Here is a 22,464-nt window from a genome sequence, read left to right on the forward strand (position 1 = left end):
CGAAAACTCCTGAAAACGATTGCAGCACACGCCGTGCCACCTCGGCAGCACACGCGCCGCCGACGGTGAGGACTATACTACATAAATGCTAATCTTAGCATTTAGACATCGAATCGGGCGGCATGTTGCAGCCACGAGACGGCCCGCATGCGGGCCGCGTGGCGCATCATGTGGCGCCCGACGCGCCGGGGAAATTGTCAGCCGCGCCCGCCGCCCTGGCGGGTGCGCGGACCGCGCGGCGCGCCGGGGCTGGCCGGTCGCGCGGAGCCCGTGCGCGGACCGCTGCGGAACTTGTCGCCGGCTGCGGCGTCGCGTGGTGCGCTGCCGTCCGAACGGCCGCGTGGGCCCGGGCCGCCGCCACGGGCGCGCTCTTCGCCGGCAGGACGCGGGCTGGCGCGGCCGGGCGTGCCGGCGCGTGCCGGACGGTCCTGGCCGCTGCGGCCTGGCGCGTCGCCACGTGCGGGACGGCCTTCATTGCGTTCGCCGTCGCGGCCGCCGCTACGTGCCGGCGCCGGCGCCAGGCCGCGCGGATCTTCCTCGTCGCGCGGCATGCTCTGGCCCGGCAGGCGCAGGCTGCCCTTACCCGACAGCGGGCTGGCGCGGCGCGCGTTGCCGACCGGCGCGCGCGGGGTGTCGGCCACCAGGCGGCCGGCGGCGGCGCCGGTCACCTGCGTGCCCTTCTCGATCGTAAAGCGCGCGCCGGCGTCCGCGCCCAGCACCCGCACCAGGTAGGGCATCACTTCGCGCAGCATCGGCTCGAGCGTGTACGGCGGATTCAGGATGAACATGCCGCTGCTGTGCAGGCCGGTGCCGTCCGGGGTCGGAGTGCGGGTGGTGAGCGTGACGTTCAGCCACTCCTTGGCCGGCAGGCGTTTCAGGCGGTCGGCGAACTGGCGCGACTCCATGCGCTGCAGCACCGGATACCAGACCGCGAACACGCCGGCCGGGAAGCGGCCCAGCGCCTCGTCGAGGGCGTCGCGCACGCGCTTGTAGTCGTCCTTGAGCTCGTACGGCGGATCGATCAGCACCAGCGCGCGGCGCGACGGCGGCGGCAGCAGCGCCTTCAGGCTGTTGAAGCCGTCGCCGTGCTCGATGATCACGCGGCGGCCACGCGAGCGCTCGCCCTGCTCGGCCTTGTGCGCCGCCAGCTTGCGGAAGTTTTCGCTCAGGATCTTGTACTCGGACGGGTGCATTTCGAACAGGCGCAGGCGGTCCTGTTCGCGCGACACTTCCTCGGCCACATAGGGCGAACCGGGGTAGTAGCGCATCTTGCCGCTCGGGTTCATTGCCTTGACCAGGTCGAGGTATTCCTGCAGCGGGGCCGGCACGTCGGTGGCGTTCCACAGCGGGCCGATGCCGGTGTCGAATTCGGCGGTTTTGGTTGCCTGAAAACTGTCGAGCGCATACACGCCGGCGCCCGAGTGGGTGTCGATATAGGTGTAGGCGGCGTCCTTCTGGTTCATATACAGGTGCAGCTGCACTTGCACAAAGTGTTTGAGGACATCGGCGTGGTTACCCGCGTGGAAGGCGTGGCGGTAGCTCAACATAAGCTGGAATTCCTAAAAGATGGCATTGCCGCACGAAACTGGCGGCGCAATTGGCGTCATTATCCACTACAAGCGGGCGTGGCTGGGAATAAGCTGAGAAGATCGTGGCGGGACGAATGCGTATGGTTGGCGGCGAACCGCGGGGCAGCCCAGGCCGACCATACGAAAAAGCCGCAGCCCTTGCGGGACTGCGGCTTATGCGGGACGGATCGGACTCAGGCGACTTTCTTGGCGTCGAAGAATTGCTCGTCCTCGGTCGAGCCGTGTAGCGCGGTGGTCGAGCTCTGGCCCTGCTGGATGGCCTGGGTCACCGCGTCGAAGTAACCGGTGCCAACTTCGCGCTGGTGCTTGACCGCGGTAAAGCCCTGCTCGGCGGCGGCAAACTCGGCTTCCTGCAGCTCGACGAAGGCCGACATGCCGCTGCGGGCATAGCCGTGCGCCAGGTTGAACATGCCGTAGTTGAGCGCATGGAAGCCGGCCAGCGTGATGAACTGGAACTTGTAGCCCATGGCGCCGAGTTCCCTCTGGAATTTGGCGATGGTGGCGTCGTCCAGGTTCTTCTTCCAGTTAAACGAAGGCGAGCAGTTATAGGCCAGCATCTTGCCGGGGAATTTGGCGTGGATCGCCTCGGCGAAGCGGCGTGCGAAGTCGAGGTCGGGCTTGCCGGTTTCGCACCACACCAGGTCGGCATACGGCGAATAGGCCAGGCCGCGCGAGATCGCCTGTTCGATACCGGGCCGCACGCGGAAGAAGCCTTCGACGGTGCGCTCGCCGGTGCAGAACGGGCGGTCATTGTCGTCCACGTCCGAGGTCAGGAGGTCGGCCGCTTCGGCGTCGGTGCGGGCGATCACCAGGGTCGGGGTGCCCATCACGTCGGCGGCCAGGCGCGCCGCGTTGAGTTTTTCGACTGCTTCGCGGGTCGGCACCAGCACCTTGCCGCCCATGTGACCGCATTTCTTGACCGACGCCAGCTGGTCTTCGAAGTGCACGCCGGCGGCGCCCGCGTCGATCATCGACTTCATCAGTTCGTAGGCGTTGAGCACGCCGCCGAAACCGGCTTCAGCATCGGCCACGATCGGGGCGAAATAATCGATGTCGCCCTTGCCTTCGGACCATTGGATCTGGTCGGCACGCTGGAATGTGTTGTTAATGCGGCGCACCACCAGCGGCACCGAATTGGCCGGGTACAGCGACTGATCGGGATACATCTCACCGGCCACATTGGCGTCACCCGCCACTTGCCAGCCGGACAGGTAGATCGCCTTCAGGCCGGCCTTGACCTGCTGCATGGCCTGGTTGCCGGTCAGGGCGCCGAGCGCATTCACGTACGGCTCGTCATGGATCAGGTCCCACAGTTTTTCCGCGCCGCGCCGGGCCAGCGTGTGTTCGATCTGGACCGAACCGCGCAGGCGCACCACATCGGCCGCGCTGTAATTACGGGTCACGTCTTTCCAACGTGGATCGCTATTCCATTCCTCTTGCAGCTGTGTCACTTGCTGTTCACGGTTTGCCATGTCGATTCTCCTCGGGTTTAAAAAAACTGCATTTGCATACATCGCGTGGTCAGGGAAATCATAAGCCGGATTGTGCGCAGCACCATCAGTCTTCTATAAGACATAACAGCTAAATTTTCTCGTTTAATTTCAGTCCCTTACGCTTGGCATTTCGCGATACGGAAAGAGATTTCTTACGGCGATAATTTGCGAGATGACCATGATGCTGCGCATACCGTATGGCGGCAGCGGCATTTCACATGATGGAAATATCTCATTTTATTTCCATGCAGAAATATATAAGAATGCGAATTCATTGCATTGAGGAAATCGCAATCGACAAACGGCAGCGCTTATTAGATTCATTAAAATAAACTAGTGTTGTTTTATTGCATTCAATATTGACCTGATGAATCAAAACCCTCAGCATTGAGCCTTGAAGTCCAGACAACACATTGCCGAAAATTGCTTAACAAGAGGAAAACAAAATAATGCAACGCACTCTGCTCCAGGTCGCCCTGCCCCTGTTCCTGGCCGTCAGCGCCACCCCGGCCCTGGCTACCTACGGCAAACCAAAGCCAAGCACGCCGACTCCGGCTCCGGTCATTAATTCGTATACCGTCGATGGCATCAAGTTCACGACGTCGATCAGCGGCAATACGATGACCGTCAAGGTCGACGGCAGCAAGTCGACTTCAAAGGACAAGTACATCAATGCGATCTCGATCGGGAACATCGGCACGGTCAGCAGCGCCCAGACGCTCGCCTCGCCGTGGGGCAACTCGGCGTTTCTGAACACGTCGACGATCGCTGCTGGCGGCTGCAATGCCGGCGCCAAGGGAACAGCTGGTTCCCAGCTATGCCTGGATGGTTTCGGAAACTTTTCGCTGGGCAGCACCCAGACTTTCACGCTGCAGATCGACGGCAAGAAGGTCAATCTGAGCGCACCGGACTTCAAACTGACCCTGGTCAATCACCCATACAGCCTGCTGGGTACGGTGTTCCCGAGCGGTAACGGTTCTCAGACCGGTGGCGGTTCGCAAAATGGCGGCGGCTCGCAAAACGGCGGCGGCGGTTCGACCACGCCAACCACCCCGACCACGCCAACTACCCCGACGACGTCGCAACCGACGCCGACCCCGGTCCCTACTCCTGAACCGACGCCTGAGCCGACTCCTGAGCCGACGCCAACGCCAGTGCCGACCCCTGAACCGACTCCTGTGCCGACTCCTGTGCCGACTCCTGTGCCGACGCCTGAGCCGACTCCTGAGCCGCCGGTCGTCACCCCGGATCCGACGCCAGTCACCCCACCGGTCACCGCACCTGACCCGGTCCTGATCCCGCCGCCGGTCATTACCCCGGTCGACCCAACCGAGACGCTGCCGGTATCGGGTCCGGGTACGGGTACGGACGATCCATCGGAAGTGCCGGAACCTGAATCGCTGGCCCTGATGGCCGCCGGCCTGGGTCTGGTGGCGCTGCTGCGCCGCCGCAAGTCGCGCAAGTAATACGTCGCGCAAACAAGCAGGCGGCGCCAAGCGCGCCGCGCATAAAAAAAGGGCCGCGATTGCGGCCCTTTGCATTGACGGCACCGGACACGGCGCCGCTCTTTCCCTTACTTCGCCAGCTCGACCTTGTCGGCCGACTCCGACTCGCCGAACGCCAGCTCGCCCCCGCGCACCCGCACCGGAATGACATCCTTCGGCCCGAAGCGGCCCGACAGGATCGCCTTCGACAGCGGATTCTCGATCTGCTGCTGGATCGCGCGCTTGAGCGGTCGTGCGCCATACACCGGATCGTAGCCGGCTTCCGCGATCTTCTGCAGCGCCTCTTCGTCGATATCCAGCGTCATCTCCATCTTCGCCAGGCGCGCTTCCAGGTTGTGCAGCTGGATGCGGGCGATCGCGCCGATGTTCTTCTCGTCCAGGCCGTGGAACACCACGATCTCGTCGATACGGTTGATGAATTCCGGACGGAAGTGTCCGCGCACCTCGGCCATCACCGCCAGCTTGACCACCGCCGGCTCGTCGGTATCCATCGACTGGATGCGGTTCGAGCCCAGGTTCGAGGTCATCACGATCACGGTGTTCTTGAAGTCCACGGTGCGGCCCTGGCCGTCGGTCATGCGGCCGTCGTCCAGCGCCTGCAGCAGCACGTTGAACACGTCCGGGTGCGCCTTCTCGATCTCGTCGAGCAGGATCACGCTGTAGGGCTTGCGCCGCACCGCTTCGGTCAGGTAGCCGCCCTCTTCATAGCCGACGTAGCCCGGCGGCGCGCCGATCAGGCGGGCGACCGAATGCTTCTCCATGAATTCGCTCATGTCGATGCGGATCAGGGCTTCTTCGGTATCGAACAGGAAGCTCGCCAACGCCTTGCACAGCTCGGTCTTGCCGACGCCGGTCGGGCCCAGGAACATGAACGAGCCATATGGCCGGTTCGGGTCCGACAGGCCGGCGCGCGAACGGCGGATGGCGTCGGACACGGCTTCGATCGCCTCGTCCTGGCCGACCACGCGCTTGTGCAGCTCGTCCTCGATGTGCAGCAGCTTGTCGCGCTCGCCCTGCATCATGCGCGACACCGGAATGCCGGTTGCGCGTGCCACCACTTCGGCGATCTCTTCGGCGCCGACCTGGGTACGCAGCAGCTTCGGCTTGTCGCTCGCTTCCGGACGCTCGCCCGCCGCCTCGGCCTGCTTCAGTTGCGCTTCCAGTTCCGGCAGGCGACCGTATTGCAGTTCGGAGACGCGCTGCCAGTTGCTCTGGCGCTTGGCTTCTTCCATCTGCAGGCGGATGCGTTCGATCTCTTCCTTGATGTGGGTGCTGCCCTGCACTGCCGCCTTCTCGGCCTTCAGGATTTCTTCGAAATCGTTGTATTCGCGTTCCAGGCGCGCGATTTCCTCGCCCAGCAGTTCCAGGCGGCGCTGCGAGGCTTCGTCGGTTTCGCGACGCACCGCTTCGCGCTCGATCTTCAGCTGGATCATGCGCCGTTCGAGGCGGTCCATGACTTCCGGCTTGGAATCGATCTCGATCTTGATCTTGGCCGCCGCCTCGTCGATCAGGTCGATCGCTTTATCCGGCAGGAAGCGGTCGGTGATGTAGCGGTGCGACAGTTCGGCCGCGGCGATGATGGCCGGGTCGGTGATGTCGACCTGGTGGTGCAGCTCGTACTTTTCCTGCAGGCCGCGCAGGATGGCGATGGTCGCCTCCACGCTCGGCTCGTCGACGATGATCTTCTGGAAGCGGCGCTCGAGCGCGGCGTCCTTCTCGACGTACTTGCGGTACTCATCGAGAGTGGTCGCGCCGACGCAGTGCAGCTCGCCGCGCGCCAGCGCGGGTTTGAGCATATTGCCGGCATCCATCGCGCCTTCGGCCTTGCCGGCGCCGACCATGGTGTGGATCTCGTCGATGAAGACGATGGTCTGGCCTTCGTCCTGGGCCAGTTCCTTGAGCACGGCCTTCAGGCGTTCTTCGAATTCGCCGCGGAACTTGGCGCCGGCCAGCAGCGCCGCCATGTCGAGCGACAACACGCGCTTGCCCTTGAGCGAATCGGGCACTTCGCCGTTGACGATGCGCTGCGCCAGGCCTTCGACAATCGCGGTCTTGCCCACGCCCGGTTCGCCGATCAAGACCGGATTGTTCTTGCTGCGGCGCTGCAGCACCTGGATCGCACGGCGGATCTCGTCGTCGCGGCCGATCACCGGGTCGAGTTTGCCCATGCGCGCACGTTCGGTCAGGTCGAGCGTGTATTTTTTCAGGGCTTCGCGCTGGCCTTCGGCCTCGGGCGAATTCACCGATTCGCCGCCGCGTACGGCAGAGATGGCCGACTCGAGCGCCTTGCGCGTCAGGCCATGTTCGCGCGCCAGGCGGCCGGCGTCGGATTTATCTTCCGTCAGCGCCAGCAGCACCATCTCCGAGGACAGGAACCGGTCGCCGCGCTTCTGCGCTTCGCGGTCGGACAGGTTGAGCAGCGCCATCAGGTCACGGCCGACCTGGACATTGCCGCCGGCGCCCGAGACCTGGGGCAGGCGCTCGAACGCGGTTTTCAGGGCGTTCGACAGGCCGCCGACGTTGACGCCGGCGCGCTGCAGCAGCGAGCGCGCGCTGCCGTCGTCCTGGTTCAGCAGGGCTGCCAGGAGGTGAACCGTTTCGATGTACTGGTTATCGTTGCCGACCGCCAGGCTCTGGGCATCCGCCAGGGCTTCCTGGAGCTTGGTCGTCAATTTATCTTGCCGCATGTTGTTGCTCCCTAGAGTTATCTTTGACTGGAGAGCAAGATAGGGATGCGTGTCGGCTTTTCAAGATGTGCAACGCGCGCCGGGCGGCGGATGATGCTGCAGGGATAGATGCGGCCCCGGGCCGGCGGCGGCCCGGGGCGATCGGAGAAATCAGGAATCGGACAGCTTGGCATCCGGCGCCGGGCCGGCCGCCTGCAGGTCGCGCACGTTCTTCTGCACCGCGATCACGGCAAACAGCGCCAGCGCGAAGGAGATCGCATAAAAGCCCTTTTCGCTCAGTTCCAGGGTCGCATTCCACAGTCCGACCGACAGCAGCAGGATGGCGGTGAATAGCGAGAACCAGCACAGGCCGGAGTACAGCCCGGTCACCGGCACGCCCTCGGCACGGTCGCGCACGGTCTTTTGCAGCGAGATCGCCGCAAACAGGCCGTACAGCAGCAGGGTCAGGTAATACCCTTTTTCGTTGAGCTGCATCTGCGCATTCCACAGGCCGATCAAATAAGCGGCCATGCCGATCAGCAGCGCGCCCCAGGACGCGCCGACGAAGGCGCCGGTTGGACGATAAGTGGATTGCATGTCAGGGTTCCCCGAAGTTGGTGACGGGGAACTCTACCATGTTTACGCGTGCGAAAAATCACGCTTGATCACTCAATAGTTGAGTTCGATCAACGCCCTTCCCAGCGCGCCTTGGCCTTGTCGTCGGTAACGCGGGCATCGACCCAGCGCGCGCCGTCCGGCGTCTGCTCCTTCTTCCAGAACGGGGCGTCGGTCTTCAGATAGTCCATGATGAACTCGCAGGCCGCGAACGCTTCGCCGCGGTGGGCCGAACTGCAGGCCACCAGCACGATCTGGTCGAGCGGCGCCAGCGGGCCGACGCGGTGGATCACCAGCGCGCCGTACAGCGGCCAGCGGGCGCGGGCCTGATCGACGATGTCCTGTAGCGACTTCTCGGTCATGCCCGGATAGTGTTCCAACTCCAGCTCGGCGACCCGGGCGCCGTCGTTCAGGTCGCGCACCGTGCCGATGAAGGTGACCACGGCGCCGATGCGGGCGTCGCCCGCGCGCAGGCGCGCCACTTCCCGGCTCAGGTCGAAGTCTTCGGTCTGTACCCGGATGTCGCTGAAAAATTTGTCCGCTGCTTCGCTCATCTGCTGTTCTACTCGATCGTCCGACGGCGCGCTCATTTGCCATCCTTCGCCTGGCGCAGCAGCAGGTGCTCGATGCGCGACTCGGTACGCGCGTCCAGCAGCGCCGGCAGCGCCAGCAGCGCGCGCAGTTCGTCGGTCTGGGCGCCGCGCTTCTGGCCCGACTTGAGCGAACTTTGCAGCACTTCGACCTGCAGCCGCAGGCGCTCGCGCGCGAACTCGGCGCCGCTGTCGACGCCGGCCGCGATCTCCAGGCGCAGCAGATCCTGCAGCAGGCGCTCGCGGTTGGCTTCCAGTTGGCCGACGTAGCCGTTGCGCTCGCCCTCCAGCGCGGCCAGGCCGGCGTCGAAACGCCCGCGCAGCACCGCCTCGTAGCCGCCATCCAGTGGCAGCAGCGCCTCCCAGCGCGCGCGCCAGTCGGCGGCGCTGGTGTCGAGGGCCGGATTGGCGATCGCCGTTTCCAGCGACTGCACCAGGCGCAGCTTGTCGCGCACGGCGCCGGCCAGCGCCACCCCGGCCGCGCGGCGCACGGCGTCGGCATGCTGCTCCACCTGCGCGATGGCGGCGTGGTAGCGCTTCTCGATGCGCGCTTCATGGGCGCGCGGCACCGGGCCGATCGATTGCCATTCGGCGGCTGCTTCGCGCAGCAGCTTGCCGGCAGTGGCCGGGGTCGCGTCCGCTGCCGCCGCTTCCAGACGTTCGCACAGCGCTTCCTTGGCCGCTTCGTGGGCACGCCGCTCGCTGTCGGCGGCGTGGGCATGCTCCTTGCGCGCGGCGAACAGGTCGTCGCAGGCGGCGCGGAAACGCTGCCACAGGGCCTGCTCGGCCTTGCGCTCGAGCGGCAAGGCGCGCGCATGTTCCTGCCAGCGGTGCTGCAGCTCGCGCAGCAGGTCGACCGCGTGGCGTTCGTGCGGGTCGAGCTTGCGCACTTCTTCGATCAATTGCTCGCGCACGGCGACTTCGACCCGGCGCTGGTTTTCGAGCGGACGCTGCAGCGTGGTGAGCGCTTCCGAGAACAAGGTGTCGAGACGCTTCTTTTCCTTGCGGTCGACCGCGCCCAGGTGACTCCAGGCAGTGCGCAGGCGCTGCACGGTGCCGGACACGTGCTTCCAGTCGGCCGCGCCCGATTCCAGGCGGGCGATCTCGGCATTGGCCTCGTCGACCAGCGCCTGGCCGCGCGCTGCATTCGTGTGGCGGTCGTCGGCCAACTGGCGGAAGTGGGCCGCGGCCGGGGCGTAGGCCTGGGTGCAGGCGGCATCGAAACGCTCCCACAGGCTGCGCGGCGCCGGGCCCGACAGGCTGTCGAGCGCCTTCCAGCGGTCGCGCATGCTGCCCACCTTCTTGGCCAGCTCGCCCATCGCCAGGTTCTGGGTCGGCAGGCCTTCGACGGTCTTGATCAGTTCTTCGCGCGAGACATTGCCGCCCCAGCGCGCCCAGTCCGACAAGCGCTTGAGCTCGGCCCGCAGGTGGGCCAGGCGGTCGGCCTGCTGGTTGGTCAGGCGCATGCCGCGGTCCTTGCTTTCCTTCAGCGACTTGTCGAGCTCGGCAGCGCTGCCGAGCGAACCCTGCTGCAGGGCGGCTTCGAGCGCGTCCATATTGTCGAGGAATTGCTGGTCGGCGCCTTTGGTCTTGTCGGCGCCCTGACCTCCCGCCTTGGCGGCGGTGCGGGCAACGTCCTTGGCGCTGTCGGCGCCGGGCGCCCCGACGCCGGCGGCCGGCTTCGGTTTGCGGATTTCCTGCGGCAGCGTGGCCAGCAGCGCGTCGAAGCGTGTCTGCAATGCCGTGGCGGCATCGTTGGCTGGCGCGGCGGGCAGGCGTTGCCACTCCTTGCGCAGCGTATCGCCGTTGAGTTCGGCGGCCGGACGGGCTTGCCATTCGGCCAGCGCGGCTTCGCGCGCGGCCAGCGCGGCCTGGTCCTGCTCGACGGTGGCCAGGCTCGCGGTCAGGCGCGCGTGCTCGGTGGCGAACTCTGCGACCAGGGTGCGCGGCAGCGAGGCGTGACCGGGGTCGACCAGCGCCGCTTCCTGCTCGGTCTGCAGTGCGGACAGGCGCGCAGCCAGACCTGCGGCGTCGAGGCCGGCCGAACCCAGCTGGCGCAGCGCGGCCAGGCGGTCGATCATGGCGCGCTGCAATTGCACCTGCGATTCCAGGCGGCGCCCAAGTTCGGCGCGCACGATGTCGAAGTCGGCGGCCAGCTCGGGCGCGCGGATGACCGACCATTTACGGTCCAGCTCGGCGACGTGGTTCGGGGTCAGCAGCGTGTCGCTCAACAGCGCGCGCGCCTGCGCCAGCGCTTCTTCGCCGCGGCGCAGTTCGGATTCGTGATGGCGGATCGCTTCCAGCCGGCCGTGGACCAGCTTGGCGACGCGGCGGTCGAGGTTGCGCATCGCGCCGTGGACGCGCTCGAGCGCTTCCTTGCCATGCACCAGCTCGGCGGCGGCGAGACGCAGTTCGGAAAATTCGGAACGCAGGATGAAGGCGACGGCTGCGGCTTCGTCAGTACCGAGCGCCTTGAGCTCGTCGGCCTGGCGCGCGCGGGCGCCGGCAGTGGCGGCCGCCGAGGACGAGGCCACCCCGTCCGCAGGCGCCGCTGCGCCCGGTGCCGGGCTCGACTTCGCTACGCCCGGCGCGTTCTTGCCGCCGCCGGCCTGCTCGCCGGAAGCGGCCGGTTTCGCGCCGCCCTGCCGCTTGAATAGGAATTCGAACATGATGAAATCGCACTTCCAAAACTCCCATCATAGCAAATTACCCCCGGCTCTACCGGCGCAAGCCGTCCTTTCTTCCTTCAGTTTACAAGCGGCAAGGAATGTTCTTTCCTTGGGGCAAAGGCGCGCTGCGCCAGCACCGGCTGGCGCGGCGGACCGGCGGCCCCGCCGCGCTGCTCGTTCTGGTGGGCGTCGTGCGCCAGCATCTGGTTGGCGATCGCGAACCAGGCCTCGCCCGAGATCCTGCTGCGCGCCAGCGGCAGCAATTCACGCTCTTCGCGCTCGAGGCGCTCGAGCAGCAGGTGGCAGCAGCGCTCGATCGCGGCCAGGCAGCCCGGATCGCCCTCCATCGCGGCCGCCTCGGCAGCGCTGCGCGCTTCGGCGGCGCGCCGGCTCAGGCCATCGAGTTCGGACAGCAGCGACTCGGCCACCGCGCCGTCGCGGCGCAGCGCCGGCAGCACGAACTTGTCGAGCTTGCGCCAGTGGCAGGCCTCGAGCACCCGGCGCAGCGATGCGCAGGCCTGCTCGTATTGGCGCATGGCCGGCGGCTCGCCCCACCAGGCGCCGGGACGCCAGCGTTCAAGCAGCCCCTGCACCTCCACCCGCGCCCGCGCTTGCTCAACCGATAGAGCGACCAGCGTATAGGTTGACGTCAACATCTTGTCTCCTCTCGATATGGCTCCGCCAGCGCACACGACGCATACGATGGGGCCGCGCCTGGATAGCTGGGGATGCTTTGTATGGGTGGCCGGTTCTTGGATTGGTGTTGTCGCCGGCCGACAGAGACTTCGTAGTGTAGAGACAAGAAACTGTGCGGGTTTGAGGTGGCTCAAATCCGCACAGGCCGTGAGAGCGAAGTCAGGCCGAGTGAATTTCCTCTGCGAACTGGTCTCTCAACATGCTAGCGAATGCGTACAGGGTTGGCCTCGGCGCCCCGCGCTTCGCCGCCGACGCATTCGAATCCCGTCCGCCAGCCGGGCTCGTCAACGCACACGCCAGCAATCAATGCGTCGGCAGGATCTGCCGACCCTACGTTGAGCGCCTCCTCGCCGGTTTCTCTGCAGGGTGGCGCCCGGCTGCGCTATAGTAAGCGCCGATTTATCTTCGAATCTGCTTCCTCTCTACCGGAATCCCGACTCCTCCATGCGGCTGCTGCACACCTCCGACTGGCACCTCGGCCAGACCCTGCACAATTACGACCGGACCTACGAACACCAGTGCTTCCTCGACTGGCTGGTCGATACACTGGCGGATGAAGCGATCGACGTCCTCTTGATCGCCGGCGACATCTTCGACAACGCCAACCCGTCATCGCACGCGCACCGCCAGCTGTACCGCTTCCTGCAGCGCGCGCGCAGCCGGGTGCCGCATCTGCAGGTAGTGGTGATCGCCGGCAACCACGATTCGCCGGGCCGGCTGGAGGCACCGACGCCGCTGCTGGAAGCGTATGGTACGACCGTGGTCGGCAACGTGCTGCGCCGCTCGGATGGCGAAGTCGACCTGGAGCGCCTGCTGGTGCCGCTCAAGGGCCGTGACGGCGAGATCAAGGCCTGGTGCCTGGCAGTGCCCTTCCTGCGTCCGGGCGACGTGCCGCGCATCGCGCGCGAAGCGAAGCAGGAAGGCCAGCCCGATGAGCCTGCCGCGCCGCACGATCCCTACCTGCAAGGCACTACCCTGCTGTATCAGCAGGCGCATGCGCTGGCGCGCGAACGCGCGGCGCCCGGCCAGGCGATCGTCGCCATGGGCCATTGCCACATGGTCGATGGCCAGTCCTCGCTCGACTCGGAACGCCGCATCGTGATCGGCGGCAGCGAGGCGCTGCCGACCAGCATGTTCGGCAGCGACATTGCTTACGCTGCCCTGGGGCACCTGCACCTGGCCCAGCGCGTCGGCGGACGCGAGCATGTGCGCTACTGCGGCAGTCCGCTGCCGCTGTCGTTTTCCGAAGTCGGCTACCAGCACCAGGTGCTGCGCATCGATCTCGATGGCGACCGTGTCCCAACGGTCACGCCGGTGTTCGTGCCGCGCGCGGTCGAACTGCTGCGCGTTCCCGCCACCCCGGCCCCGCTGGAACAGGTGCTGGAAGCACTGGAGACCTTGGCGCTGGATCCCGACCTGCCACCGCAAGCCTGGCCCTACCTCGAAGTGCGGGTGCTGCTGGACGGCCCCGAGCCGGGCCTGCGCGGCCGCATCGAGGCGGCCCTGGCCGGTAAACCAATACGCCTGGCCAAGATCGAACCGACGCGCAAGCTGGTCGCCGTCTCGGAAGCCTCCGACGCACTGAGCCTGGAGCAGCTGGCGCGGCTGCAGCCGGACGACATCTTCCGCCGCCTGTGGCAGCAACGCTTCGGCGATGAAGCCCCACCCGACCAGATCGACGCCTTTGCCGAACTGTTCCATGCGGTGGGAGACGTCAAATGAGGATCCTGCGCATCAGGGGCAAGAACCTGGCCTCGCTGGCCGGCGAATTCACGGTCGACTTCGAGGCCGAACCATTGGCCTCGAGCGGCCTGTTCGCGATCAGCGGCCCGACCGGCGCCGGCAAAAGCACCCTGCTCGACGCCCTGTGCCTGGCGCTGTATGGCGCCACCCCGCGCCTGCAAAAACGCATCGGCGGCTCGCAACTGCCGGACGTCGGTTCGGAAACGGTCACCGCGCAGGACCCGCGCACCTTGCTGCGCCGCGGCGCCTCCGAGGGCTGGTCCGAAGTCGACTTCGTCGGCAGCGACGACGGCCGCTACCGCGCACGCTGGAGCGTGCGGCGCGCCTACAACCGCCCCAGCGGCGCGCTGCAGCCGGTCAAAATTACCCTGCACCGCCTGCCCGAGCTGGCGCCGCTGGGCGGCACCAATACCGAATCGGCGCAGGAAATCGTGGCGCGCATCGGCCTGTCGTTCGAGCAGTTCACGCGCGCCGTGCTGCTGGCGCAGAACGAGTTCTCGGCCTTCCTCAAAACCGACGAGAACGAGCGCGGCGAGCTGCTGGAAACGCTGACCGGCACCACCATCTACACCGAGATCTCGCGCCGCGCCTTCGAGCGCTACAAGGTCGAGCGCGACAAGACCAGCCTGCTGCAGGCGAAACTGGCCAACCAGGCGCCGCTCAGTCCCGAGGAACGCGCCCAGCTCGACAGCGAACGCGAGGCCGCCGAAGCCGCGCAGGCCGCGCTCGACACCCGCCACGCCGCGCTCGACCTGCAGTTGCGCTGGCACCGCGACCTCGACAAACTGACTGCCGGCGAAGCCCAGGCGCAAACCGCGCTGGCCGCCGCCACCGCCGCGCGCGACGAAGCCGGCGAACGGCGCCAGCGCCTGGCCACGCTCGATGCGGTGCAGCCGGCGCGTCCGCTGGTGGCGGATGTGGCGCGCCTGGAAAGCGAACGGCGCCAGGCCACCGCCGCCAGCGTCAAGAACGAAACCGAGCTGGCCGCGGCGCTGGAAACCCGGCGCCAGGCCGGCCAGGAACTGGACGCCGCCATGGCGCGCCTGGACTCGGCCGAAGAAGCGTTGCGCCAGGCCGCACCGCAACTGGACGGCGCCAAGGCGCTCGACGCCGGCCTTGCCACGCTGGCCCCGGCCCACGCCCAGGCCGCCAGTGCATTGGAAGCGACGCGCAATGCCGCGCGCGAAGCCCGCACCGTGCACGCCGCCAAGTTGGCCGAACTGGAACGGGCACGCCAGACCCGCGATGCCGCCGGCGCCTGGCTGGCATCCAACGCACGCCTCGAGCCGCTGGCCACCCAGTGGCAGCGCTGGGACCGCTTGTTGACGCAAGCCGGGCAAGCGTCGGATACCCTGGCCGCCGGCAGCGGTGCGCTGGACGCGACCCGCGCCGGGGCCGAACAGGCATCCGGCCGCGAAGCCCAGGCCGCGGCCGCCCTGGCCCAGGCCATCGAACACCAGGAAACGCTGGAAATGGCGCGGCGCAGCGCGATGGCGGCGCTGGACGCGTTCGACACCGAGGCGATCGGCGCCGAGCGCCAGGCGCTGGAAACACGGCGCGAACGCTTGACGGCCGCCGAGCGCACCTGGCTCGACCTGTCGGGCGCGCGCGCATCGCTGACCGCGCTGGCGCGCGAGCACGACCGTTTTGACACCGCCCGCGTCGGCGCGCAAGGTCAGCTCGACAGTGCGCGTGCGGCGGCACCGCTGCTGGAATCAAGTATGCAGCAAGCCGAGCGCTCGCTGGCGGCGGCCGAACTGGCCTGCGCCGCCAGCGTCGAGCAGCTGCGCGCCAACCTGAACGACGACGCGCCGTGCCCGGTCTGCGGCGCGCATGAGCATCCGTATGCGCACCAGGACGCGCAATTGCACGCCATGCTGACGGGCCTGCGCGGCCAGGTCGACGAATGCCGCATGCGCGTGCGCGACAACGGCGCCCAGCAAGCCAACGCGACGGCGGCGCTGAACGCGGCACTCGAACGCCTGGCGTTGCTGGCGAACGAACGCGCCACGCTCGAGACGCGCATCGCCGCCCTCGCACAAAGCTGGGATGCCGATCCATTGGCATCCGAAGCACCGGCCGAGGAAGCGCGCGGCGACTGGTTCGGCACCCAGCGTGGCTTGCTGCGCGATGCCTTCGACGTACTGGCGCAGCGTGAACAGGCCTGGCGCACGGCAGCGTCCGCGCGCGACGCGGCCCAGCGCGACGTCGACGCCGCGCAATCGGTGCTGGCGCGCCTGCGCCAGGCGGCCGACGGCGAACGCGAGGCTGCCGCGCACCTGCGCGACGAGCTGCGGGCGCAAACCGTGCGCCTGGAAGCGCTTGAAGCGCAGCTGGCCGCACTGCTGGGTGAACTCGATCCGGTATTGGCCGCGGCCCACGGCGACGGCTGGCAAATTGCATGGCGCCGCGATCCTGCCGACTGGCGCCAGGCCCGCGCAGTCGAAGCCACCGAATGGCAGGAGCAGACCGCGCTGCAGGCACGCGCGCTCGCCTCCGCCACCACGCTCGAGGCAGAAACCTCCGCCGCCGAGGCCCGCATTGCGGACATCGACCGCAGCGGCGCCGCATCGAAGGCCGAGTTCGAACGCATCGACGCCGAGCTGGCGCGCATGCGCAGCGAACGCAGCGCGCTCTGGCAAGGCCGTCCGGCGCGCGAGGTCGAACAGGAGCTGAACGCCTCCGTGGCCTCCGCACGCGAAGCCCTGGCCGCACGCCAGAGCACCGCCAACGACGCCGCACAGCGCGAAAGCGCCGCGCGCGCCGCGCTGGCCCAGCTGTCCGAACGGATCGCCGAGCTGGACAATGCCGGCGCGGCCGCCGCCACCGCCCTGGCCGACTGGCTGGACGATTACCGGCGCCAGTCCGACGGGCTCGACCCGGTCGAGGACAGTACCGAGCTGGCGCGCCTGCTGCAGGTGGGCACGGCCTGGCTGGCGCAGGAACGCGCCGCGCTGGCCACGCTCGACGCCGACGTCGGCAGCGCCACGGCGGTGCTGAACGAACGCCGCGCCCAGCGCGCCGCCCACATGGCGTCGCAGCCGGAAGGCATCCAGCCGCTGGATGCGCTGCAGGCCTTGTTCGATGCCGTGCACACCGAACGCCAGTCGGCGCACGACCAGGCCGCCGCCCTGCGCCTGCGCGCGCTGCAGGACGACGAGCGGCGCAAGCAGGCCGCATCGAGCCTGGCCGAGATCGAGCGCCAGCAGGAAGTCGAGGCGCGCTGGGGCAAGCTGTCGGAACTGATCGGTTCCAGCGACGGCAAGAAGTTCCGCAACTACGCCCAGCAGTTCACGCTCGACGTCCTGCTCGGCTACGCCAACGCCCACCTGGCGCAGCTGGCCAAGCGCTACCGCCTGGAGCGGGTCAGCTACCAGGGCATGCCGTCGCTGGCATTGATGGTGCGCGACCAGGACATGGGCGGCGAAGTGCGCTCGGTGAACTCGCTGTCGGGCGGCGAATCGTTCCTGGTATCGCTCGCGCTGGCGCTGGGCCTGGCCTCGCTGTCGTCGAACCGGGTGCGGGTCGAGTCGCTGTTCATCGACGAGGGTTTCGGCAGCCTGGACAGCGAAACGCTGGGCGTGGCGATGGATGCGCTCGACGCGCTGCAGTCGATGGGCCGCAAGGTGGGCGTGATCTCACACGTGCAGGAAATGACCGAGCGCATCGCGACCAAGGTGCTGGTGCGGCCGTCCGGCGGCGGCAGCAGCGCGGTGGTGGTGGAATGATCCAACCGGCGCCGGGCCGCCGAATATCCAAACGGCGCCCGGTGTAGAATGCCGCTCTTTTCCATCCAACACACCCACATCATGAAGCCAGCCCGCATCCTGACCTTCAAGTGCGCCAAGTGCACCAAGCCGGTCAAAGTCTTCCTGCAGAAAGTTTCCGCCTGCTCGCACATCCAGCCCTACCAGGGCATCTGCGATTGCGGCGAAGTCAAGCGCCACGCAACCGGCAGCCCGGACGCAGTGAAGTCCTACATCGAATCCACCGACGGTAACTGGCACCACCACCACTGATATGACGCGCATCGAATGGGTTGAGAACGGCGAAGCGCGCTCGGCAGTCTGGCGCTCCGAGAGCGGCTGGCCGGCGCCGAAAAAAGTCGTGCTGGCCGACGACACCATGAGCGCCGACGCCGCCTACCGCCTGGCGCTGGACGGCACCGCCCTGCTCTGGCGCGGCGACTTCCAGAACGCGCGCCAGCTGCTGCAGGCGCTGGTGCGCCGCATCGAGCACAAGGGCGAGCGCGGGCGCCGCGCCAAGGCCGGCAAGGCCCCGGCCACGCCACTGGAAGCCTTCCACCGCCACCGCCTGACCCAGCTGCAGCGCGCCCGTACGCTTGCCATGCTGGTGATCCCGTTCGATGCCGACCACGCGATTCCGCTACGGCGCGCGCCCGACGCGCGCCTGGCCTGCCTGGAAGCCTACGGCCTGTCGCCCGAGCCTTACGTGGCATCGCTGCGCGAACTGCTGGGCGTGATCGGCGCCCACGAATGGCGCCGCAAGGGCGTCATGATCCCGGCGCTGGACGAGCGCATCCACCCCTGGTACGGCGTGTTCTCGCCGGTGCGCGGCGAATACGTCGAGCTGGTGGCGCAGGCGCCGCTGCCCGAGGGCGCGAAACTGGCCTTCGATATCGGCGCCGGCACCGGCGTGCTGTCGGCGGTGCTGGCGCGGCGCGGGATGCAGGTCGTGGCCACCGATATGGATCAGCGCGCGCTCGGCTGCGCACGCGAGAACATCGCCCGCCTTGGCCTGGCGACTCAGGTTGACATCGTCCAGGCCGACCTGTTCCCGGACGGCCGCGCGCCGCTGGTGGTGTGCAATCCGCCCTGGCTGCCGGGCAAACCGAGCTCGTCGATCGAATACGCGATCTACGACCCCGACAGCCGCATGCTGCGCGGCTTCCTCGACGGCCTGGCCGCGCACCTGGAACCCGGCGGCGAAGGCTGGCTGATCATGTCCGACCTGGCCGAGCACCTGGGCCTGCGCAGCCGCGAGCAGCTGCTGGGCTGGATCGGCGGCGCCGGGCTGGAAGTGGCCGCGCGCCACGATACGCGGCCGGTGCATCCGCGCGCCAGCGATGCGGACGATCCGCTGCATGCGGCGCGCTCGAAGGAAGTGACCTCGCTGTGGCGCCTGCGCGCCGCCGGATGACTGGCTGATCTGACGAAAATCAACTGAGGTCCCCGCTTCCGCGGGGATGACCTCGGCTTGGGGCCGAGGCCATTTGCAAAATAAAGTCAACCGCGCTATACTGACGTTCTCAGACGCGGGGTGGAGCAGTCTGGCAGCTCGTCGGGCTCATAACCCGAAGGTCACAGGTTCAAATCCTGTCCCCGCAACCAAATTCGAACCAAAAGCCCGACTCACCGAGCCGGGCTTTTGTTTTTGCGCCATGTGGGGCAGATGAGAGACAAGAAAGACAACGCGACGTTCGACCTGCCCGGCTTCGAACCGGCCGCGCCGCTCGCCGCGGCTGTCGCGCCGGGCGGCCCGCATGCAGACCAGCATGCAGCTCAGCCCAAGCGCAGCCCACGCCCGCGCCGCATCGCCCTCAAGCAAGAGCAGATGCCACTGCTCGAAGAAACCGATACCACCGGCCTGCCAGTCTGGCGCCGCGACGACAAGCTCGACCTGACCGGCCTGCCGGTCTGGGCGCCCGATCCCAGCGATCATCCATAGTCCGGCCCGGCCGGCTGAAACAGGCCCTGCTACTGCCATGCAATCCGATTCGTTCACCGCGCTGCCCCTCGGCCCGCGCTTCCTCGCCAACCTGGCGACCCTCGGCTACCACAACATGACCCAGGTGCAGGCGGAAACCCTGCCCGCGGTGCTGGAAGGACGCGACCTGATCGCCCAGGCCAAGACCGGCAGCGGCAAGACCGCCGCCTTCGGCATCGGCATCCTGCACAAGCTCAATCCGGCCTGGTTCGCGGTGCAGGGCCTGGTGCTGTGCCCGACGCGCGAACTGGCCGACCAGGTGGCGGGCGAACTGCGCCGGCTGGCGCGCGGCGTCGGCAACGTCAAGATCCTGACCCTGACCGGCGGCGTGTCGATGCGTCCGCAGATCGCTTCGCTCGAGCATGGCGCCCACATCGTGGTCGGCACCCCGGGCCGCATCCGCGACCACCTCGGCCGCGCCACGCTCGACCTGTCCAAGGTGCAAACGCTGGTGCTGGATGAAGCCGACCGCATGACCGACATGGGCTTCTATGACGAGATCGCCAACATCGTCACCGCCACGCCGGAACGCCGCCAGACCCTGCTGTTCTCGGCCACCTATCCGGACGACATCCGCTTCGCCACCGCCGGCTTCCTGCGCGATCCGCTCGAGGTGACGGTCGAAGGCAAGCACACGCAGGAAAAGATCGCCCAGCGCTTCTACGAAATCGGCTTCGACGGCCGTGACGAAGCGGTGGCGCGCCTGCTGCGCCATCATCGTCCGACCTCGGCGCTGGCATTCTGCAATACCAAGGCACGCTGCCGCGAACTGGCCGAATCCCTGCGCGCCGATGGTTTCTCGGCGCTGGCGCTGTACGGCGAACTGGAGCAGCACGAACGCGACGAGATCCTGGTGCTGTTCGCCAACCGCAGCTGCTCGGTGCTGGTGGCAACCGACGTCGCCGCGCGCGGCCTCGACATCGCCGACCTCGACACCGTGATCAACGTCGACGTCTCGAAAGACCCGGAAGTGCACGTGCACCGGATCGGCCGCACCGGCCGCGCCGGCGGCAGCGGCATGGCACATACCTTGTGCGCGCCGAACGAAAAGAAATGGGTGCGCCTGGTCGAGGAATACCAGGACCAGCCGGCGGTCTGGGAAGACCTGGACACGCTCGGCGGCCAGGATGAGCCGGCCGCACCGGCGCCGATGGTGACCTTGAACATCGCCGGCGGCAAGAAGGCCAAGCTGCGTCCGGGCGACCTGCTGGGCGCGCTGACGGGCGATGCCGGCCTGACCAAGGAACAAGTGGGCAAGATCAATATCGGCGAGTTCAGCAGCTATGTGGCGTTAGAACGCAACGTGGCGCAGGCGGCGGTCGAGCGCCTGGCCGCCGGCAAGTCGCCCGGCCCCGGCTTCGGCGCGATCAAGGGGCGCTGGTTCAAGATGCGCTTCGTCGAGTTCTGATCCGCCCCACCCTCGCAGCAGCCGCCGCGCACTGTTGACTTCCCGGCCACGTGCGCGGCGCAAATATGGCATCATTTGCAACATAACAAGTTGCCCGGAAGCGCGCCCCGCGTGACCGGCACGATGCCATGACAATCAATCCGCCCAGCACGCCAGATACTCCACCCGCAACGATCGAGGGACGCACCGTCCGCGAGATCGTCGAGCACAGCCATGAGGTGGTGAGCGAGCCCTGGTGCCGCCGCATCTTCCGCCAGCTGCTGCAGTCGCTCGAGGTGCAATACGGCATGCACATGCCGCACCGGCGCATCACGCCCGACACCATCATCATCCTCGACGCGGGCGACCCGATGCTGCTGCCCGACGGCGGCGAACCGGCGGCCGACGAACGCATCGTGGACGACCTGCGCGACCTGGCCAGCGTGATTCACTACGCGATCACGCTCGAACTGATTCCCGAAGGGCCATTGCGCGGGCGTGCCCTGCCCGGCTACAGCGATTCCTTCCTGGCCGCGATCGACCGCTGCATGTCGCCGGACATCGAACAGCGTCCGCGCAGCATCGAAGACCTGCGCAATCTGCTCGGCATCGTGGTGCTCGGCCCGCCGGCGGCGCTGACGCTGCCGGGCGACGAGCCGCCGCCGGTGCGCATCACCGAAGTGCCGCGCCGGGAACGCGCGCCCGAGCCGGCACCGCAGCGCTCGCAGCGCTGGCTGATCCTGAGCGCGGCCGGCCTGTTGCTGGTGGGCGCCCTGATCGCGCTGGCGCTGCTGCTGCGCCAGACCGACAGCAGCGATGCGCTGGCGCTGTCCGTGCCCGAGCAGCCGGAGCCGACCTCGGCTCCGATGGATCCGCCTTCCAGCAGCGCGCCGCTGGTGACGCTGCCGCAGCCGGCCCCGGCCACGCTGGAAGGCCCGGTGCTGGACGAAGCCGCGGCCAATGTCCCGTCGCCAACGCTTGGCGCGCCAACGCCGGCCGCGAACGTCGCGCCGCCGACCGCGGTCCAGCTGGTACCGAAAGGTGCGGCGCCCGGCGACGCCGTCGCCGGCACCACCTACAAGCTGGTGATCCAGCCATGGGGCACCGTGGTGGTGGACGGCATCGAGCGTGGCGCCAGTCCGCCGCTCAAGCACCTGACCCTGCCGCCGGGCGAGCACACGATCCGCATCGTCAATCCGAGCTTCCCCGAGCACACCGTGACGGTGCAGTCGGCCAAGGGCGGCAAGGGCGTGATCGAACTGGATTTCACCGAGGAGAAAACACCGTGAGCGCGACTGCCGCACCACTGAAACTGCTGTCCGGACTGACGCTGGCTCTGGCCCTGGCGGGCTGCGTCCAGGTCGCACCTGTCCTGGGTGGCAAGGAACCGGCACGTGCCCACCCGCGCGCCGACGAGGTACGGCCGCGTGCCGAGCGGGCCCAGGCGCCGTCGCGCCCCGCCCGCAGCGAGCGCTCGGCGCCGGGCCGCGACGAGGTCGCCTTGCGCGACGGCATCGCCCTGTTCAACGACGGCGACTACAACGGCGCCATCCGCCGCCTGAGCGGGCCGGAGATGAACGGCGCCGCACTGCGCAACCGCGTCGCCGGCCTCAAGTACATCGCCTTCAGCTATTGCGTCACCGGACGCCAGGGCCTGTGCCGCGAGAATTTCGAGCGCGCGCTGCGCCTGGACGCCGGCTTCGACCTGGCCGAAGGCGAACACGGCCACCCGTTGTGGGGGCCGGAATTCGTCAAGGCCAAACAGGCTGTGCGGCGCTGACCGG

General features: G+C 67.6%; 16 protein-coding genes and 1 tRNA gene. 10 read left to right on the forward strand and 7 right to left on the reverse strand.

Annotation, left to right across the window (positions count from 1 at the left end):
- Positions 1-197 precede the first annotated feature (197 nt).
- Together rlmJ and aceA are read right to left on the reverse strand one after the other, a co-directional pair.
- A complete protein-coding gene (gene rlmJ, locus RTQ83_RS19710) occupies positions 198-1,547 on the reverse strand; it encodes a 23S rRNA (adenine(2030)-N(6))-methyltransferase RlmJ (RefSeq protein WP_312518286.1) in 1,350 nt (449 codons plus the stop codon).
- A gap of 215 nt (positions 1,548-1,762) precedes the next feature.
- Positions 1,763-3,061 (reverse strand): isocitrate lyase, encoded by a 1,299-nt coding sequence (aceA, locus tag RTQ83_RS19715; RefSeq protein ID WP_312518289.1) that lies wholly within the window; start codon positions 3,059-3,061, stop codon positions 1,763-1,765.
- A gap of 470 nt (positions 3,062-3,531) precedes the next feature.
- Between aceA and RTQ83_RS19720 the strand changes: the two genes are divergently transcribed.
- Positions 3,532-4,548 (forward strand): PEP-CTERM sorting domain-containing protein, encoded by a 1,017-nt coding sequence (locus tag RTQ83_RS19720; protein ID WP_312518291.1) that lies wholly within the window; start codon positions 3,532-3,534, stop codon positions 4,546-4,548.
- Positions 4,549-4,655: 107 nt separating this feature from the next.
- On the opposite strand, the gene clpB is transcribed toward RTQ83_RS19720, so the two are convergent.
- The 5 genes from clpB to RTQ83_RS19745 all read right to left on the reverse strand — a co-directional run bounded on the left by clpB (position 4,656) and on the right by RTQ83_RS19745 (position 11,783).
- Positions 4,656-7,274: an ATP-dependent chaperone ClpB gene (clpB, locus tag RTQ83_RS19725; protein ID WP_312518293.1), complete on the reverse strand. Its 2,619-nt coding sequence runs from the start codon at positions 7,272-7,274 to the stop codon at positions 4,656-4,658.
- Between the two features lie 150 nt (positions 7,275-7,424).
- Entirely contained in the window at positions 7,425-7,850 is a 426-nt protein-coding gene (yiaA, locus tag RTQ83_RS19730) for an inner membrane protein YiaA (protein WP_312518295.1), read from the reverse strand.
- Positions 7,851-7,939: 89 nt separating this feature from the next.
- Positions 7,940-8,422 carry a molybdopterin synthase catalytic subunit MoaE gene (gene moaE / locus RTQ83_RS19735; RefSeq protein ID WP_312518339.1) on the reverse strand — a complete coding sequence of 161 codons (483 nt, stop codon included), beginning with the start codon at positions 8,420-8,422 and terminating at the stop codon, positions 7,940-7,942.
- 32 nt (positions 8,423-8,454) lie between these two features.
- A complete protein-coding gene (locus RTQ83_RS19740) occupies positions 8,455-11,127 on the reverse strand; it encodes a DUF349 domain-containing protein (protein WP_312518298.1) in 2,673 nt (890 codons plus the stop codon).
- Positions 11,128-11,204: 77 nt separating this feature from the next.
- Positions 11,205-11,783 (reverse strand): hypothetical protein, encoded by a 579-nt coding sequence (locus RTQ83_RS19745; protein WP_312518301.1) that lies wholly within the window; start codon positions 11,781-11,783, stop codon positions 11,205-11,207.
- A gap of 484 nt (positions 11,784-12,267) precedes the next feature.
- On the opposite strand from RTQ83_RS19745, the gene RTQ83_RS19750 reads away from it, so the two are divergent.
- The 9 genes from RTQ83_RS19750 (at position 12,268) to RTQ83_RS19790 (ending at position 22,460) form a co-directional block, all read left to right on the forward strand.
- A complete protein-coding gene (locus RTQ83_RS19750; protein WP_312518303.1) occupies positions 12,268-13,545 on the forward strand; it encodes an exonuclease SbcCD subunit D C-terminal domain-containing protein in 1,278 nt (425 codons plus the stop codon).
- Positions 13,542-17,294 (forward strand): AAA family ATPase, encoded by a 3,753-nt coding sequence (locus RTQ83_RS19755; RefSeq protein ID WP_312518307.1) that lies wholly within the window; start codon positions 13,542-13,544, stop codon positions 17,292-17,294. The genes RTQ83_RS19750 and RTQ83_RS19755 overlap by 4 nt, the downstream gene beginning before the upstream one ends.
- Positions 17,295-17,375: 81 nt before the next feature.
- Positions 17,376-17,585 (forward strand): hypothetical protein, encoded by a 210-nt coding sequence (locus tag RTQ83_RS19760; RefSeq protein WP_208277906.1) that lies wholly within the window; start codon positions 17,376-17,378, stop codon positions 17,583-17,585.
- Position 17,586: 1 nt separating this feature from the next.
- Entirely contained in the window at positions 17,587-18,726 is a 1,140-nt protein-coding gene (locus RTQ83_RS19765; protein WP_312518315.1) for a class I SAM-dependent methyltransferase, read from the forward strand.
- A 114-nt stretch (positions 18,727-18,840) separates the two neighbouring features.
- A tRNA-Met gene (locus RTQ83_RS19770) sits at positions 18,841-18,917 on the forward strand.
- A 61-nt stretch (positions 18,918-18,978) separates the two neighbouring features.
- On the forward strand, positions 18,979-19,254 hold the full coding sequence (locus tag RTQ83_RS19775) for a hypothetical protein (RefSeq protein WP_312518318.1): 276 nt from the start codon (positions 18,979-18,981) through the stop codon (positions 19,252-19,254).
- Positions 19,255-19,291: 37 nt separating this feature from the next.
- Complete coding sequence (gene dbpA, locus RTQ83_RS19780) at positions 19,292-20,701, forward strand: ATP-dependent RNA helicase DbpA (protein ID WP_312518320.1); 1,410 nt, start codon at positions 19,292-19,294, stop codon at positions 20,699-20,701.
- A 128-nt stretch (positions 20,702-20,829) separates the two neighbouring features.
- On the forward strand, positions 20,830-21,969 hold the full coding sequence (locus tag RTQ83_RS19785) for a hypothetical protein (RefSeq protein ID WP_312518322.1): 1,140 nt from the start codon (positions 20,830-20,832) through the stop codon (positions 21,967-21,969).
- On the forward strand, positions 21,966-22,460 hold the full coding sequence (locus RTQ83_RS19790; protein WP_312518325.1) for a TssQ family T6SS-associated lipoprotein: 495 nt from the start codon (positions 21,966-21,968) through the stop codon (positions 22,458-22,460). The genes RTQ83_RS19785 and RTQ83_RS19790 overlap by 4 nt, the downstream gene beginning before the upstream one ends.
- Positions 22,461-22,464 lie beyond the last annotated feature (4 nt).

This window comes from Massilia sp. (assembly GCF_031995545.1).
GTDB lineage: Bacteria > Pseudomonadota > Gammaproteobacteria > Burkholderiales > Burkholderiaceae_D > Telluria.